Below are 15,834 nucleotides of genomic sequence, written 5' to 3' on the forward strand. Positions count from 1 at the left end.
TTGCCGAATATCTAATAACTACATGACTATTTAACGATGAATAACGCGATCGCTCGAACAACAGCATTATTATCAACTTGTGCTTTCCTATTAGCAAGCTGTGGTGGCGGTGGTGAACCTGTGGCGGTGACAAATTCTCCAAATGCTACCACAAATAACACTGCAACAGATACCGCAGCGACAACGGGTACATTGTCGGGTGCTATTCCCATCGGTATTGCTGTTGCCCAAACTAGCAATGTGGCATTACTAGGTCAAGAGCAAGTTGCTGGAGCCAAACTTGCCGAAAAGTATTTTAATAGTAAAGGTGGTGTCAATGGGACACCAATTAAATTAGTGTTTCAAGATACTAGCGGTGATGAAGCAGGGACAATTAACGCTTTTCAAACTTTAATTAACAAAGATAAAGTTATTGGAATTGTGGGCCCAACTTTGTCACAGCAAGCTTTTAGTGCTGGCCCTATTGCCGAGCGTGCAAAAGTACCAGTTATTGGGCCATCAAATACTGCTAACAATATTCCCGAAATTGGTGATTACATTGCTCGTGTTTCTGCACCAGTTTCCATCGTCGCGCCTAATTCGGTGAAAGCTGCGCTTAAGCAAAATCCCCAAGTTAAAAAGGTTGCAGTTTTCTATGCTCAAAATGATGCATTTAGCAAGTCAGAAACGGAAATTTTTCAACAAACAGTTAAGGATCAAGGGCTGGAATTGGTAACAGTACAAAAGTTCCAAACCAGCGATACAGATTTTCAAAGTCAAGCTACCAATGCAATTAATCTCAAACCAGATTTGATCATTATTTCTGGTTTGGCTGCTGATGGTGGGAATTTAGTCCGACAATTGCGGGAACTAGGTTACAAAGGCTTAATTGTCGGTGGAAATGGTTTAAATACATCGAATATATTGTCAGTTTGCAAGGCACTTTGTGATGGAGTTTTGATTGCTCAAGCCTACAGTCCAGAACATCCAGGTGAAGTTAACGCGGCATTTCGTAAAGCCTATACTGACGAATACAAAAAAGAACCACCCCAATTTAGCGCCCAAGCTTTTGCAGCAGTGCAGGTTTATGTCGAAGCACTCCAAGCTTTAGATAAAAAGAGCAAAGTTAACAAATTACAGCTACCAGAATTGCGGACAGAGTTAAACAAACAGATACTTAGCGGAACATACAATACACCATTAGGTGAAATTGGTTTTACTCCCATAGGTGAAGTTGTGCAAAAAGATTTCTATGTAGCCCAAATAAAGATGGAAAAAGACGGAAGCCAAGGTAAATTTACATTTTTAAAATAGTTGCTACATGAATATCAATCTGTTTTTGCAGCAATTATTAAATGGTTTATCCATCGGCAGCGTCTATGCGATTTTTGCCTTGGGATATACCTTGGTTTATTCCATTTTGGGCATCATTAATTTAGCTCATGGCGCGATTTTTACATTGGGTGCATATTTTACTTATGCACTCATGGGTGGCAGTTTTGGATTTAATGGCTTGTTAGCTAATGCAGCCTTGCCGATACAATTACCATTTGCTATAGCCTTGATTTTAGGAAGTACCTTGGCGGGATTAGTAGGGGTAGTGATGGAACGGGTTGCTTTTCAACCTTTGCGCCGTCAAGGATCTGATCCTTTGCTAACTGTTGTTTCCAGCTTGGGGGTAGCAGTGGTAATTGTGAATTTAATCCAATATTTAGTAGGTGCAGAAAGTTACACATATCCAGCCAATACTTACGGTAATTTGCCACCTGCGATTAACTTTGGTAGTCCAGAAAACCCAATTCCGATTCGCAGTGTTCAGGTAGTAATTTTTACTGTCTCAGTGGTAATTGTGGCAATTCTTACCTATTTTATAAATCGGACTAAATATGGTAAGGCAATGCAAGCGATCGCAGAAGATCCAACTACAGCTAGTTTGTTAGGAATTAATAGCGATCGCTTTATCATCCTAACATTCTTCATCAGCAGTTTTTTAGCAGGATTAGCAGGAACTTTAGTCGCCTCTAGTGTTAGTATTGCAGGGCCATATTTCGGCATTGCTTTTGGGTTGCGGGGTTTAGCAGTAATTGTCTTAGGTGGTTTAGGTAGTATTCCTGGTGCGGTGGTGGGAGGTTTAGTAATTGGATTAGTGGAAGCGTTTGTCCCTGCTGAATTCTCTGGATATAAAGACGCAGTAGCCTTTGGAATTTTGTTTATCATGCTATTAGTTAGACCCCAAGGTTTACTAGGACGAAGATTTATCCAGAAAGTTTGAAGATACGTAGTGCTATGAAAACATACACCAAACAAAAATTAACTTTTGAGCAATTTTTAGAACAGTGTCCAGAGGAAGGTTTATATGAACTTGTAGATGGAGAAATTGTAGAAGTGCGTGCAACGAGAAATCATGATGATGTCGCTAATTTTTTATTATTTGGTTTCAATGACGAAATTAGGCGACAAAACTTAAATTATGTAGTTAATAACACAGCAGTCTTTAAAACTATAACCGTTAATGGCATAGAACAAGGGCGTAAGCCCGATGTAAGTGTCATAGATAAAGATCAATGGCGCTCAAATCGTTCTGCTTATGCTGCACTTGAAGAACCTATCCAATTAGCTGTAGAAGTGACATCAACTAATTGGGAAGATGACTATATTGATAAATTAGATGAATATCAACGCTTAGGTATTAAAGAATATTGGATTGTAGATTATTTGGCAATTGGACTAAGAGAGTATTTAGGAAATCCAAAAGTTCCGGCTGTGTTTGTTTTTCTATTAGATGATGAGGGTAAATACCAATGCACACACTTTAGAGGTTCAGAACTAATTGTGTCACGAACTTTTCCTGAACTAGCACTGACAGCAGAGCAAATATTAACAGCTTAAGAGTTGATAAAAGCGATAATTTGATTAAGCTTAATCAAAATATATTAAATAAAATGGCTGATTTCTTCGCTACTTACGCTTCTTTGATTGTCTCTATGGTATTGGGGGCGTTACTAGGGTTATCGCTTTACTTACCGCTAATGACAGGGCAATTGTCTTTAGCTAGTCCAGGATTTTATGCTTTAGGTGGGTATATTGCAGCAATTTTATCCACAAAAGTTTTGACATCTAGCAGTAGTTTATTTCCGATTCCGTTGTTGTTATTGGAGATGTTAATTGCTGCGATAATTTCTGGTTTACTGGGTGTATTAGTGGGAATTCCAGCATTGAGGTTGCGAGGAATTTATTTAGCGATCGCAACTATCGCTTTTGTGGAAGTTCTGCGCGTCATCTCCCTCAATTTAGATATTACAGGTGGTGCTGTTGGAATTTTTGGTATTCCTCAACCTTTCCAAACACAACTTGAATATTTATGGATTGCTTTGCCCTTATTATTAATTAGTATGGTGTTGCTTTATCGTTTAGAACGTATCCGCGTAGGCAGGGCTTTTATTGCTATCCGTGAAGATGAATTAGCTGCGGGTGCAATGGGAATTAATCCCACTTATTACAAAGTTTTGGCGTTTACGTTAGGAGCTATGCTTGCAGGGGTTGTAGGTGCAATTAGCGCTCACTTCCTTAATACCTGGAATGCTCGTCAAGGTACTTTTGATGCCAGTATTATATATTTAACTTTTGTTTTAATTGGTGGTTCGAGAAGTTTTTTAGGGCCTGTAGTCGGAGGTATGGTATTTACAGCCTTACCAGAAATTCTGCGAAGTCTCGCTGATACTGGTGGTTTGCCTACTTGGCTAGCACAATTTTTACGAGATGGGAGATTAATTATTTTTGGCTTACTAATAGTAATAGGTACAATCTTTTTCCCCCAAGGGCTAATTACTCCAGATATTTTTAAAAGACGTAAAAGCCAAAAGTGAACCATTCGTAAATAATATGCAAAAATGTCATACACTATTTCAGAAGCTAACAGCAGTATTGTCTTAGAAGCAAGAGCATTGACTCGCCGCTTTGGTGGTTTAGTAGCGGTAAATAATGTATCTTTTAGTGTAAATCAACATGAGATTTTTGGACTGATTGGCCCTAATGGTGCTGGCAAAACAACACTGTTTAATTTAATTACTGCCTTCATTCCACCTTCTAGCGGTAAATTAATTTATCAAGGTGCAGAAGTTTCTCAACTGCGTCCCGATCAAATTGCTGCTTTAGGTATCGCCCGTACATTCCAAAATATCCGCTTATTTGGGGAATTATCGGCGTTAGAAAATGTAATTATTGCTCGGCATTTGCACACTAAAAGTAATATGATTACAGGTGTTTTGGGATTACCACCAGCGCCTAGTGAAGAACTTAAAACTAAGCAGAAAGCTTTAGATTTATTAGATTTAGTGGGATTGAGCGATCGCGCTGACGAAAAAGCCAAAAACTTTGCTTACGGTGATCAGCGACGGCTGGAAATTGCCCGTGCTTTAGCATTAAAGCCGCAAATCTTACTTCTCGACGAACCTGCGGCGGGGATGAATCCCAACGAGAAGCAGCAATTGAGTGAATTTATCCGTAGTCTACGCGATCGCTTCAATTTGACGATTATCCTCATAGAACATCATGTACCCTTAGTTATGGGTTTGTGCGATCGCATTGCGGTATTGGATTTTGGTCAATTGATTGCATTGGGTGAACCATCTGTAGTCAGAAATAACTCAGCTGTAATTGAGGCTTATTTGGGAAATGATTGAATTTATCTAAACAAAATTACCACAAATTCGTTTAAAGAACTCACAGCGATCGCGCTATCCATTAAATTTTCTAATTGTTCCACACTTTCACCCTCAAGTCTTGCTTCTACCTCTTGAGAAATTTCACCAAAGCGCCGTCGCAATACTCGGATTAACTGCTGTCGCGCACCCTGTTGAACACCTTGCTGAATACCTCTTTGCTCAATTTCCTGATACCAAGGCGATTCTCGCAATACTGCCATATCCAACCTCATGATTTGTTGAACTAAAGGCGTGTCTAACACAAAGCTAGCAAAAAATGCCAGCAATGATTCTAATTGGTTTAACTGTACATCTGCTCGTAGCGCCTGTAATGCGCGTTGCACAACTGATACCTCTCCCCCTCCTCGCAGGATTGGCACAAAGAGTAATAACGATGGTAGATTATGGGAGTGCAACTAAAATGTCCCATTTCCACTCAGGCTAAAATAGGTAAATCCCCTCACAGAGATGATTTATGAACCAGCCGATATCCGAGAGAGTGCGCTGGACTACCGCCGACTTAGAATTGTTTCCAGATAACGGGAATCGCTATGAAATTATTGACGGAGACTTGTTTGTGACCAGAGCGCCTCACTGGAAGCATCAAAAAACTTGTGTCAGAATTAGCACTTCCTTAGATAATTGGTCACAAACTAATGGTCTGGGAGAAGTTGTGACTGCTCCAGGAATAATTTTTGGCGATAATGATAATGTGATTCCCGATGTCGTCTGGGCTAGCAATGAGAGATTGCCCCTACTTTTGGATGAGGCAGGGCATTTGACTGGTGCGCCAGAACTGGCTGTAGAGGTGTTATCCGCTGGTAGTGAAAATGAAAAGCGCGACAGAGAACTAAAACTTAAGCTCTACTCGTCACGAGGTGTCAGAGAATATTGGATTGTGGATTGGCGTAAGCAACAAGTGGAAGTATATCGACGCGAACAAGCGAGTTTAAAGTTAGTTGCTACGTTATTCAATGGTGATGAATTGACTTCACCCATATTGCCTAATTTTACTTGTGCGATCGCTCAATTATTCACTTAACACAAATTACGAATTACGTTAGCGAGTCCGCGTACTCTGTAAGAGTTGCAAGCTACGCTTTTAGCGTCTCGTAGAGAGCGTCATTACGAATTACGTTAGCGAAGCGGTAGCGAGTCCACGAGCGTCATTATGAATTACGAATTAGTTAACTGTGCTGTAAAAACTCAACTTTGGGCAATAACGGGTCAGTCACAACACCCACACCGCTAAAACCCCAACGTTTGAGCAAGTTTCCTAACTGTGTACGCGCAATAGATTCCACAGCAAAGCGATTTGCTACTTCTGCTGCATGGGTATTGAGATAGCTAAGGGCATCAAAGTTTTCCTGAAACAGCAATAAGTAACCTGATTTTTCGGCATCAGGACGAGCAATGAGATAATTACCGTCAGTTTTTGAACGCACTAAGTAATAGACTTCAGACAGCATGGAGATTCGGATTTTCAGTCAAGGCTATCACAATTGTAGAAAATGCTTTGGATTACTTTATCACTTAATTGTTGGGATTTATATTATGACCTTCACAAAGCTAGTTAACCTGAAGTTTTTTAGGCTTACAACTGTAACACGTTTTTTGCAAAAGGTTTAGTGAAGCGATGCCTGCGGCGGGCTACGCCTACGCTAACCTTGACAAACAAATGAAAAAACTAGAGGAATATCGCACAGCTTTACTTTCCGAATATCCCTCATTGCTCCAGCATCAACAATGTAAAATATTTATCAAATTATCCAAATTTACCACTGACGTAATCTCGTGTATCTTCCTGCTGAGGATTGTTGAAAATATTCTCTGTATAGTTGTATTCCACAAGATATCCCATTTTGCTGCCCGTTTCTGTCGCCTGAGCATTGAAAAAGGCTGTCATATCCGACACCCGCGCGGCTTGTTGCATATTGTGGGTGACGATAATAATGGTATATTGCGACTTCAGTTCTTGGAGTAATTCTTCAACGCGCAAAGTTGAAATTGGATCAAGCGCGGAACATGGTTCATCCATTAACAAAACTTCTGGCTGAATTGCGAGAGCGCGAGCAATGCATAAACGCTGTTGTTGGCCACCAGATATAGATAGACCACTTTGCTTTAGTTTATGCTTAACTTCATCCCATAAAGCAGCTTGCCGCAAACTCCGTTCTACCAATTCATCCATATCACCTTTATAACCATTAATCCTGGCTCCAAAGGCGATATTTTCATAAATTGACTTGGGAAAAGGATTAGGCTTCTGAAAAACCATACCAACCCGACGGCGTAATTCTACTGTGTCAATTCTTTTGTCATAAATATCGGTTTCACCGAAGGTAATTCTTCCTTCAATATGTGCGCCAGGAATCAAGTCATTCAAACGGTTAAAACACCTTAGTACAGTGCTTTTACCGCATCCAGAAGGGCCAATAAAAGCTGTAATTTTGTTTTTGCCGATGTTTAGGTTAACATCACGAACTGCTTTGAAATTACCATAGAAAACAGATAATTGCTCGGCTTGTAAAATGCTCTCGGAAGTAGCGATTCTTGAACTTGATACCATACAAAAGTTTCAGAGAAATCCTGAAAATCTACATTTATAATGAGGTTGATTTGTTTAGCGTGACTGCTGGAATTTATTGCGTAAAAATATTGCTGTTGAATTCATCAATAGCAGCACGATCATCAAAACAATAATGCCAGCAGCAGCATTTTGGTGAAACTCTACTTGAGGACGAGAAACCCAATCAAAAATTTGAATTGGCAGTGCTGTAAAAGAACTTTGCAAACCTTGGGGAGAAAGCTGGGGTAAGAAAGTAATAAAACCAACAGCCCCAATTACAATCAACGGAGCCGTCTCACCAATCGCTCGTGAGAGTGCGAGAATTGTACCGGTCAGGATTCCTGGTAAAGCAATAGGAAAAATTTGTTCTCGGATGATTTGCCACCTATTAGCACCAAGGGCAAAACCTGCCTGTCGCAGACTATCAGGAACAGCACGCAGCGCTTCACGAGTAGTAATAATGATAATTGGTAGAATCAACAAACTCAAGGTTAAAGCACCAGCTAACACCGTGCGTCCCCTGGTGATTGGTTCCATCACCCGCACAAAAACTTGCAAGCCCAACAAGCCATAAATAATTGATGGGACTGCGGCTAAATTTGCAATATTAATTTCAATTAACCGAGTAAACCAGTTGTCCTTGGCATACTCTTCTAAGAAAATACCTGCGCCTACTCCTAAGGGAAAGGAAATTAAGGCAGTTATTACCAACAGCCAAATACTGCCAACTAAGGGAGCCAATACTCCAGAAGAGGAGGCACGGCGAGATGAAAAACTGGTAAGAAAAGACCAATTCAAGCGGCCAACACCGTCAGTTAAAACATCTATGAGCAAAACAACTAACACTAGCAATGCAAAGGAGGTTGCAGTCCAAGTAGCGATCGCAAAAATTTTGTCAAGGTTGTAGCGCTTATTGATCGAGAGATCAAAATTCTTATTTTCCCCAGAGTCAGACAAATTTGTAAACTGAGTATTGCTCTTTGTCATTCGTATTTCTCCCGGAAGCGACGAACAAACCAGTAACTAAAAATATTCAGGGCTAAGGTAATGAGAAACAAAGTCATACCCACCGCAAAAATAGTTTTATAGGCCAGTGAGCCTGCTGGTGTGTCTCCTTTACTTACTTGGACAATGTATGCTGTCATTGTCTGAATTGGAATTAGCGGATTTAAACCCAACTGAGGATTTTGACCAGCCGCGATGGTAACAATCATTGTTTCACCAATAGCGCGGGAAATAGCCAAGATAAAAGAAGCTACTATCCCCGATAAAGCCGCTGGTAACACTACTGAAATAATGGTTTCCCGCTTAGTTGATCCCAATGCATAAGCACCTTCTCGCAAACTACGGGGAACGGAATAAAGAGCGTCTTCACTCAAAGAAGCTACCAAAGGAATAATCGAAATTCCCAACACTATACCTGCGCTCAAAGCATTGAATCCCTGCATCCCTGGGATAAATGATTGGAGGAAGGGTGTAACTGTGAATAGTGCAAAATAACCAAACACAACGGTTGGTACCCCTGCCAATATTTCTAGGGCAGGCTTTAGCCATTTGCGAAGTTTTGCTGGAGCATATTCACTTAAGCAGATAGCAGCTAACAATCCTAGTGGTAATGCTACTGCGATCGCAATTACAGATATCAACAATGTGGCGCTAATTAGCACCATGATTCCAAACTGCTTATTAGTAAACAGCGGCGTCCATTGTGTGTCTGTTAAAAACTGCCAAATCGAAACTTCTTGAAAAAATTCAACAGTTTCAAAAATCAGCGTTAAGACAATGCCAATTGTGGTTACAACCGAGACAAAAGCAAACAAGGCAAACAGCGCTCTGACGCCAGTTTCCACCCGTTTACTCAAAGCCCGATTGGGCTGCCATAAGTTGGAATTGCTTGGTTGATTAGATAACGGGTTGGAAGTCATTTGCGGACAACCTCATAAATTAAAACTCCTTTTGTATTTATGGACACACTACCATTCTATGAGAACTGCCCTAGTACTAGAAATAAAGCTTACTTTCAAGACTATAAACCTTGAATGAAGTAAGTATAAGCAGACTTTTTTTACAATCTACCACTTCCAGCTACTAGGGCTTAGTGCAAATTGTGCAGATAAACTCCTCAAAAAAGCAATTAGTGGATAACTCTTACTTTTCTTGCTTGAGAAGGTCTTTCAGAGTAACGCCCACTTGAGAACCCTTACCCTCAAAAACGGAGCCTACTTTCCCACTATTGAAGCGTCCCTGAACTTCAGTGAGTAAATCGCTAGGTAAAGGCACATAGCCCACTTCTGTAACTAGCTTTTGGTTTGCCGGAGCATAATTGAAATCAACAAAAGCCTTGACTTCAGGACGAGTCGCCGCAGTTTTCTTAACGTAGATAAACTCTGGACGAGCAAGCGGCTGGTAAGTACCATCGCCGATGGTTTGTGGACTAGGCTGAACACAGCCCTTACCAGCATCAATGCCAACCAGCTTTAACTTCTCTTTGTTATTTTCGTAATATGCATAGCCGAAGAAAGCCAAACCGCCTTGGTCAGCACTTACACCCTGTACCAGAGTATTGTCATCTTCACTAGCAGTAAAATCCCCTCGGCTTTCCCCTTCTTTACCAACGACTGCTTGAGTGAAATAGTCGTAAGTACCAGAGTCAGTACCAGGGCCGTACAAACCTATTTTCTGTGCAGGGAATTGAGGGTTAATTTGGTTCCATTGGGTGATTTTGCCTTGTGCCCCAGGTTCCCACATTTTCTTTAGTTCATCAACTTTGAGGCAACTTGCAAAGTTGTTTTGGGGGTTAACTACTACGGAAAGACCATCGTAAGCAATGGGCAATTCAATGTACTCAATGTTGCCTTTCTTACAGAGTTCCACTTCTTCGGGCTTAATGGGGCGGGAAGCATTAGAAATATCAGTTTCACCCGCACAGAATTTCTTGAAGCCGCCACCCGTACCAGAGGAAGCCACAGTAACTTGCACTCCAGGATTAGCCTTTTGAAACTCTTCTGCCATCGCCTCAGAAATAGGATAGACGGTACTAGAACCATCAATCTGGACTTTTCCAGATAAATTTGATCCGGCTGCTGTATTGGTGGCTGGGGTAGCGCCGCCATCAGCTGGACTAGAGTTGTTAGAAGCTTGATTGTTATCGCCGCAAGAGCTAATACCAATTGCTAGAGCAACTAGGGGAGCAACCAACCGCACCTTTGAAGAGAACATAAGGATCTTTATAGAATGATGCTATGGATTAACAGTATGAACATTAGCACTCTAGAGTAAGAGGAAGGTTAAGAAATGGTTAAATGAACACTAATGCATACTTATAATTTTTAAAACTTCAAGTTACTAAAAGCACACGTCAAAAAACATATTATTTGATAGCTTGATACAAATTATACCACTAGTTGCTACTAACTAGATAAATAACTTCGGTACATTTTTAATATTTTTTTGAATTCGCACATTCTTAAATAAATTTACTGCTACACAGTAGCAATCAATTATCAATCAAGAAGCAGCTTTAATGTAGGATATTCCGTATCGAAATGGGAACCCAGACCTCTCCTTTAGGTTCTGTGTACTCCTACTCTTAAGCAAGCTATGGGACTACTATAGGACTAATATTATTTGATTTTTGAAATACACGTAGTGGCGTGGCAAGAACTAATTGACAGATAAATTCCCTGTAGAGACGGCGATTTATCGCGTCTCTAACCGTCAAAATGAATTTGACAGACTTACTAGTAAAGTACAGCGTAAATAAACAGACCATAATCAAATAGTAATCCTATAGCAGTTATAGGCATAGCTAAGGTGGGAGAGTTTATATATTAATGTTTATACTGGTTGCTGTTGGTTTGCCCTTTTGCCTTTTCCTGGTTGCCTGATAAATGTTTGCTGCTTCCAATCAATTACTATGGTCTATGATTGGCTTACTCCTGACAATGGGTGGCACTTTTCTAGAAGCTTATGGCATCACCTTACCTTGGACTTGGAGTCAGCACGGAATTCAGACTTTTTCTTTAGGTGTCACTTTTCAAATTGGCGCAGTATTGTTGGTAGGCTGTTTAGGGGGCAAAAATGCTGGTGCGCTCTCGCAAATTGCCTACTTAGTCATGGGGTTAACATTATTACCTGTATTTGCCGATGGGGGTGGTATTGGTTATATCAAACTATCTCAGTTTGGCTATCTACTAGGTTTTATTCCTGGAGCTTGGATTTGTGGCTTAGTTGCCTTTAAAGCTAGACCTCGACTAGAAACTCTTGCCTTTAGTTGCGTCTGTGGCTTGTTAACTCTCCACATCTGCGGTATTACTTATTTGATTATTAGCTATTTTTTTCAGTGGAAAGGCACTGAAAACTTAACCTTGATGCAAGCAATCCTCAGATACTCCTGGTTTGCACTACCAGGTCAACTAACTGTGGTCTGTGCAGTTACTGTAATAGCATATATACTGCGTCACTTAATGTTTTATTAGTTTATTGTCCTTCGTCTTTTGTCATTTGTCAAAAGCTCATGACCAATGACCAATGACCAATGACCAATGACCAACGACCAATGACTAATTCGCCATGCGTTTAAAAAATCGTCTTTTCTGGATCGCTGCCTTCATCGCTTTTTTCTTAGACCAGATAACAAAATACTGGGTAGTGCAAACCTTTAGCTTAGGGCAGACACTACCACTCTTACCTGGGATATTTCACTTCACCTATGTCACTAACACTGGTGCCGCCTTTAGTTTATTAAGTGGGAAAGTAGAGTGGTTGCGCTGGCTATCTCTAGGAGTGAGTTTAGTATTGATAGGGTTGGCGTTGTTTGGCCCAGCATTAAATTTGTGGGATCAGTTGGGCTATGGCTTGATTTTAGGTGGAGCTATGGGCAACGGTATTGATCGTTTTGTTTTAGGCTATGTCGTTGATTTCCTTGATTTTCGCCTGATTAACTTTGCTGTATTTAATGTGGCAGATTCATTTATTAGTATTGGTATTGTTTGCCTGTTAATTGCTTCGTTGCAAAAAACACCGACTTCAAATGGCAGATCGCATTAAACTATTAAGCCTGGGGTGATTAATCCCAGGCTTGTTATTACTGAAACCCTTAGTCAGTCCTATATGCGAAGACTGGATATGTATGGTTTCAGCTGTTTTTATTTGTCATCTTACACCTGGTTGCATGACTGGCGTAAGAAGTCAAGAAAGATGCACCTGCGATCGCTGATGGCAAAATAGTACTCAGATTATGCCCCAGCTGTTAATTTAATTACCTGTTGCAGGAGTATTTGGTGAACTAGAGCCAGGAGTACTGGGAGAGAGACCTGGTTCGGTAGTGCTGCCAGGAGCACCTTCAGGAGGAGTGACACTTCCTGGTGCTGGGGTCAAGTTGCGAGGAGTGACACTTCCTGGTGCTGGGGTCAAGTTGCTAGGAGCGCCTTCAGGAGGAGTGACACTTCCTGGCGCTGGAGTCAAGTTGCTAGGAGCATCTTCAGGAGGGGTAACACCTTCTGGTGTAGTTGTGCTATCAGGAGTGGTGGTATCTGATGGCGTGGTTTCTGCTGGTACTGTAGTGCTACCAGGAGCGCTAGGGGTGACTGCTGTGCCGCCGGCACACCGAGAGTTAAGGGGGAAATTCTGGCAAAGAATTTTCATCCCTTCTGGCGACATCTTGATTTCCGTTGGTGCACTAGTGGATGAATCGCTACTGGATTGAGCTATGGGGGATTTACTGGATTCGGCTACAGCAATGTTAGCGGTGAGCGCCAAAGATAGAGCTGTACCAATCATGGTCAGAGATTTTCCCATCATTCTGAAATTAACCTCAACGGAACACTCGACCTATTAAAACAGACAATGAGATTTAGAAAATCTTCCTAAATGAATATATTTAGGTTTGTTTCAGAATATGTGGATATGTAAAATTGGTAAAAATTAAATCTGTTGTTTATTGATAACTAGTGTTTAAAAATACAAAGCCAAAAATTATGTTTGTAGTTATTGAACTAGTAATAGTAGATTAAATAAACATTTGAGAATGGAAAAAAATTTGTGCCTATGTACAATAAGTGATGAAAACAACAAGTTAGTTTTGAGTAAAAGCCAAATTTAAAGTATAAATTAGCTCAAAAAGTTCCGTATAGCTAAATTATGCTTTGGCTTAAGAGTAAAATGATGAAAGACTAACATCTAAAATTGTAATTTGCCTGATTCTTCATTAAAAACTGTGATGTGAATAGCCGATGAGTTCTCCCCAACCCCCTCACAAGCCACAAACGTTACTAGGTCAACTGACTCAAGCAGTACATACGATTCAAGCTAGGGTCGATTTTTCAAAATTGGCGCTCAAGCCTAATGCCAAAGTACCGGAACTTTGGGTGCAGGATGCGGGGGCGGATAAAGCAGAGGTATATCCACTCTTGGGCGATCGCTATATTCTCGGTCGTAGCTCCAAATCCAGCGATATTGTCATCCGTAACCCTGTTGTCAGCCAAATTCACCTGTCGCTATCGCGCAATTCTACTCAACACACACCAGTTTTCGTAATTAAAGACGAAAACTCCACCAACGGCATTTATCGTGGCAAGCGTCGTGTTAGTTCCCTAGAACTGCGTCACGGCGATATTCTCACCCTGGGGCCTCCAGAACTCGCCGCTTCTGTGCGGTTGCAATACGTCGATCCACCAGCCTGGTATGTCAAAGCTGCAAGTTGGACAGCTTATGGTGTCGGTGGTGTCAGTGCCCTGTTAGCATTAGTGATTGGCGTCGAATGGCTGAAATTTCAAGTTAAACCCTTACCTACAGCGACACGCGCCCCAGTAGTTGTTTACGCCCGTGATGGAGCCACCCCCCTGAGAGAGCCTCGGACTATCTCTCATGTAGACATGAAGCGATTAGAGGAATTTGGCCCTTATTTGCCTGCTGCTGTAGTGGCTTCAGAGGATAGTCGTTATTACTGGCACTTTGGGGTTGACCCTCTGGGGATTTTACGAGCCGTGTTGATCAATAGCCGCAGCGGCGATGTGCAACAAGGAGCTAGTACTGTTACCCAGCAAGTTGCCCGCAGTTTGTTCCGCGAGTATGTAGGCAGACAGGATACCCTTGGACGCAAATTGCGAGAGGCAATTGTCGCCCTGAAGCTCGAAACGTTTTACAGCAAAGATGATATTTTGCTGATGTACTTAAATCGGGTTTTTTTGGGGGGAGATACTTCTGGCTTTGAAGATGCAGCCCGATATTACTTTGAAAAGTCGGCTAAAGAATTAACTTTGGCAGAAGCAGCAACATTGGTAGGAATTTTACCAGCCCCCAACGCTTTCGATTTTTGTGGGGATGGGCCAAATAAGCTAGAAGCCGCTGAATACCGGAATCGCGTGATTAAGCGGTTGCTGGAGATGGGCAAAATTAAACCTGATGATGCAAACCGAGCCAGACGTTCCACCGTCCAAGTTAGTCCTAAAGTCTGTGAACAGCAAGCTAAAACGATCGCTCCTTATTTTTACAGTTATGTCTTCTCTGAGCTTGAATCAATCTTGGGGGAGGGAGCCGCAAGAGAAGGAAACTATATCATTGAAACCAAGCTCGATCTAGCGATACAGAGCCAAGCAGAAGCAGCGTTGAATAATTCAGTGAATAACGCTGGTAGAAATTTTAATTTTTCTCAAGGGGCAGTAGTCACCCTTGACTCCAGTACAGGCAGTATCCTCGCAATGGTTGGCGGGACTGATTACAGAAAAAGTCAGTTTAATCGTGCTGTTCAAGCCAAAAGACAGCCTGGTTCCACCTTCAAAATCTTTGCTTATACCGCCGCTATTCAACAGGGATTTTCAGAATCAAAAAGTTATTCTTGCGCTCCTTTAACTTGGCAAGGTTTTACTTATAAACCCTGTCGTGCGGGTGTTGGTGGTAGCTTAGATATTGCCACCGGGCTGGCGCTTTCAGAAAATCCCATCGCTCTGCGAGTTGCACGTGAAGTTGGGCTGGATAAAGTCGTGGCAATGGCGCAGCGTTTGGGGGTAAAGTCAAACCTCGATCCCGTTCCTGGCTTGGTATTGGGTCAAAGCGTGGTCAATGTTTTAGAAATGACTGGTGCTTTTGGCGCTATTGGTAATCGCGGTGTATCCAATCCTCCCCATGCCATTAACCGAATTTTAGACAGTGGTGATTGCAGCGATCGCAATGATATCAAAACCTGCCGTGTGATCTACTCCTTCGACCAAGATCCAGATGCCAACAAACGAGTGCTGACAAATGGTGTAGCCGATGAGATGACTAGTTTGATGCGTGGTGTAGTTACAAGGGGTACTGGTCGTAGTGCCGCCATTGGATTAGGGGAAGCTGGTAAAACTGGCACGACTGATAAAAACGTTGATTTGTGGTTTATTGGTTTTATCCCTAGTCAGCGACTTGTAACTGGCGTTTGGCTGGGAAACGACAATAATTCCCCAACATCTGGTAGCAGCGCTCAAGCCGCTCAATTGTGGGGAAATTATATGCGGAGAATTACAAGGTAAACGTGCATTGGAGATTGGGAACTATTGATCAATAAATGATGATCAATAGACTTTTGTGATAAGACCTGATTTTGAGGAC

At 41.6% G+C, this 15,834-nt stretch carries 15 protein-coding genes and 1 pseudogene; 9 read left to right on the plus strand and 7 right to left on the minus strand.

Annotated elements, in window-relative coordinates; translation table 11 throughout:
* Nucleotides 1-36 precede the first annotated feature (36 nt).
* Genes RRG12_RS19005 through RRG12_RS19025 form a run of 5 tightly spaced genes read left to right on the plus strand, consistent with a single transcriptional unit; the run spans nt 37 to nt 4,661 of the window.
* Nucleotides 37-1,293: an ABC transporter substrate-binding protein gene (locus RRG12_RS19005; RefSeq protein WP_420760345.1), complete on the plus strand. Its 1,257-nt coding sequence runs from the start codon at nt 37-39 to the stop codon at nt 1,291-1,293.
* Between the two features lie 7 nt (nt 1,294-1,300).
* Complete coding sequence (locus tag RRG12_RS19010; RefSeq protein ID WP_420760346.1) at nt 1,301-2,251, plus strand: branched-chain amino acid ABC transporter permease; 951 nt, start codon at nt 1,301-1,303, stop codon at nt 2,249-2,251.
* Nucleotides 2,252-2,265: 14 nt separating this feature from the next.
* The gene (locus RRG12_RS19015) at nt 2,266-2,868 is read left to right on the plus strand and encodes a Uma2 family endonuclease (protein ID WP_420760347.1); all 603 of its coding nucleotides are present in this window, start codon (nt 2,266-2,268) and stop codon (nt 2,866-2,868) included.
* Nucleotides 2,869-2,921: 53 nt separating this feature from the next.
* Nucleotides 2,922-3,845, plus strand: coding sequence for a branched-chain amino acid ABC transporter permease (locus tag RRG12_RS19020; protein ID WP_069071098.1), 924 nt, complete (start codon nt 2,922-2,924; stop codon nt 3,843-3,845).
* A 24-nt stretch (nt 3,846-3,869) separates the two neighbouring features.
* Nucleotides 3,870-4,661 carry an ABC transporter ATP-binding protein gene (locus RRG12_RS19025; protein ID WP_420760348.1) on the plus strand — a complete coding sequence of 264 codons (792 nt, stop codon included), beginning with the start codon at nt 3,870-3,872 and terminating at the stop codon, nt 4,659-4,661.
* Nucleotides 4,662-4,663: 2 nt separating this feature from the next.
* Here RRG12_RS19025 and RRG12_RS19030 read toward each other — a convergent pair.
* Nucleotides 4,664-5,083: pseudogene (locus RRG12_RS19030) on the minus strand (DUF4351 domain-containing protein); the annotation flags it as partial.
* A gap of 74 nt (nt 5,084-5,157) precedes the next feature.
* On the opposite strand from RRG12_RS19030, the gene RRG12_RS19035 reads away from it, so the two are divergent.
* Nucleotides 5,158-5,724, plus strand: a complete 567-nt coding sequence (locus tag RRG12_RS19035; RefSeq protein WP_069071100.1) for a Uma2 family endonuclease — start codon at nt 5,158-5,160, stop codon at nt 5,722-5,724.
* A 145-nt stretch (nt 5,725-5,869) separates the two neighbouring features.
* Here the strand turns inward: RRG12_RS19035 and RRG12_RS19040 are convergent, their stop codons facing one another.
* From RRG12_RS19040 to RRG12_RS19060, 5 genes are all read right to left on the minus strand, one after another.
* Entirely contained in the window at nt 5,870-6,151 is a 282-nt protein-coding gene (locus RRG12_RS19040; protein ID WP_069071101.1) for a hypothetical protein, read from the minus strand.
* Between the two features lie 296 nt (nt 6,152-6,447).
* Complete coding sequence (pstB, locus tag RRG12_RS19045; protein WP_069071102.1) at nt 6,448-7,251, minus strand: phosphate ABC transporter ATP-binding protein PstB; 804 nt, start codon at nt 7,249-7,251, stop codon at nt 6,448-6,450.
* A 54-nt stretch (nt 7,252-7,305) separates the two neighbouring features.
* Entirely contained in the window at nt 7,306-8,238 is a 933-nt protein-coding gene (gene pstA / locus RRG12_RS19050; RefSeq protein WP_084227146.1) for a phosphate ABC transporter permease PstA, read from the minus strand.
* Complete coding sequence (gene pstC / locus RRG12_RS19055; protein ID WP_069071103.1) at nt 8,235-9,176, minus strand: phosphate ABC transporter permease subunit PstC; 942 nt, start codon at nt 9,174-9,176, stop codon at nt 8,235-8,237. Before pstC ends, pstA begins: the two co-directional genes overlap by 4 nt.
* Nucleotides 9,177-9,399: 223 nt before the next feature.
* A complete protein-coding gene (locus RRG12_RS19060; protein ID WP_069071104.1) occupies nt 9,400-10,470 on the minus strand; it encodes a PstS family phosphate ABC transporter substrate-binding protein in 1,071 nt (356 codons plus the stop codon).
* A gap of 671 nt (nt 10,471-11,141) precedes the next feature.
* Here RRG12_RS19060 and RRG12_RS19065 point away from each other — a divergent pair.
* Both RRG12_RS19065 and lspA read left to right on the plus strand, forming a co-directional pair.
* On the plus strand, nt 11,142-11,729 hold the full coding sequence (locus tag RRG12_RS19065) for a biotin transporter BioY (RefSeq protein WP_069071105.1): 588 nt from the start codon (nt 11,142-11,144) through the stop codon (nt 11,727-11,729).
* 94 nt (nt 11,730-11,823) lie between these two features.
* Nucleotides 11,824-12,300 carry a signal peptidase II gene (gene lspA, locus RRG12_RS19070; RefSeq protein ID WP_069071106.1) on the plus strand — a complete coding sequence of 159 codons (477 nt, stop codon included), beginning with the start codon at nt 11,824-11,826 and terminating at the stop codon, nt 12,298-12,300.
* 207 nt (nt 12,301-12,507) lie between these two features.
* Here lspA and RRG12_RS19075 read toward each other — a convergent pair whose 3' ends face one another.
* Nucleotides 12,508-13,053 carry a hypothetical protein gene (locus RRG12_RS19075; RefSeq protein WP_420760349.1) on the minus strand — a complete coding sequence of 182 codons (546 nt, stop codon included), beginning with the start codon at nt 13,051-13,053 and terminating at the stop codon, nt 12,508-12,510.
* A gap of 431 nt (nt 13,054-13,484) precedes the next feature.
* On the opposite strand from RRG12_RS19075, the gene RRG12_RS19080 reads away from it, so the two are divergent.
* On the plus strand, nt 13,485-15,755 hold the full coding sequence (locus tag RRG12_RS19080) for a transglycosylase domain-containing protein (RefSeq protein WP_420760350.1): 2,271 nt from the start codon (nt 13,485-13,487) through the stop codon (nt 15,753-15,755).
* The last annotated feature ends 79 nt before the right edge of the window (nt 15,756-15,834 follow it).

This window comes from Nostoc sp. CALU 546, from assembly GCF_048836525.1.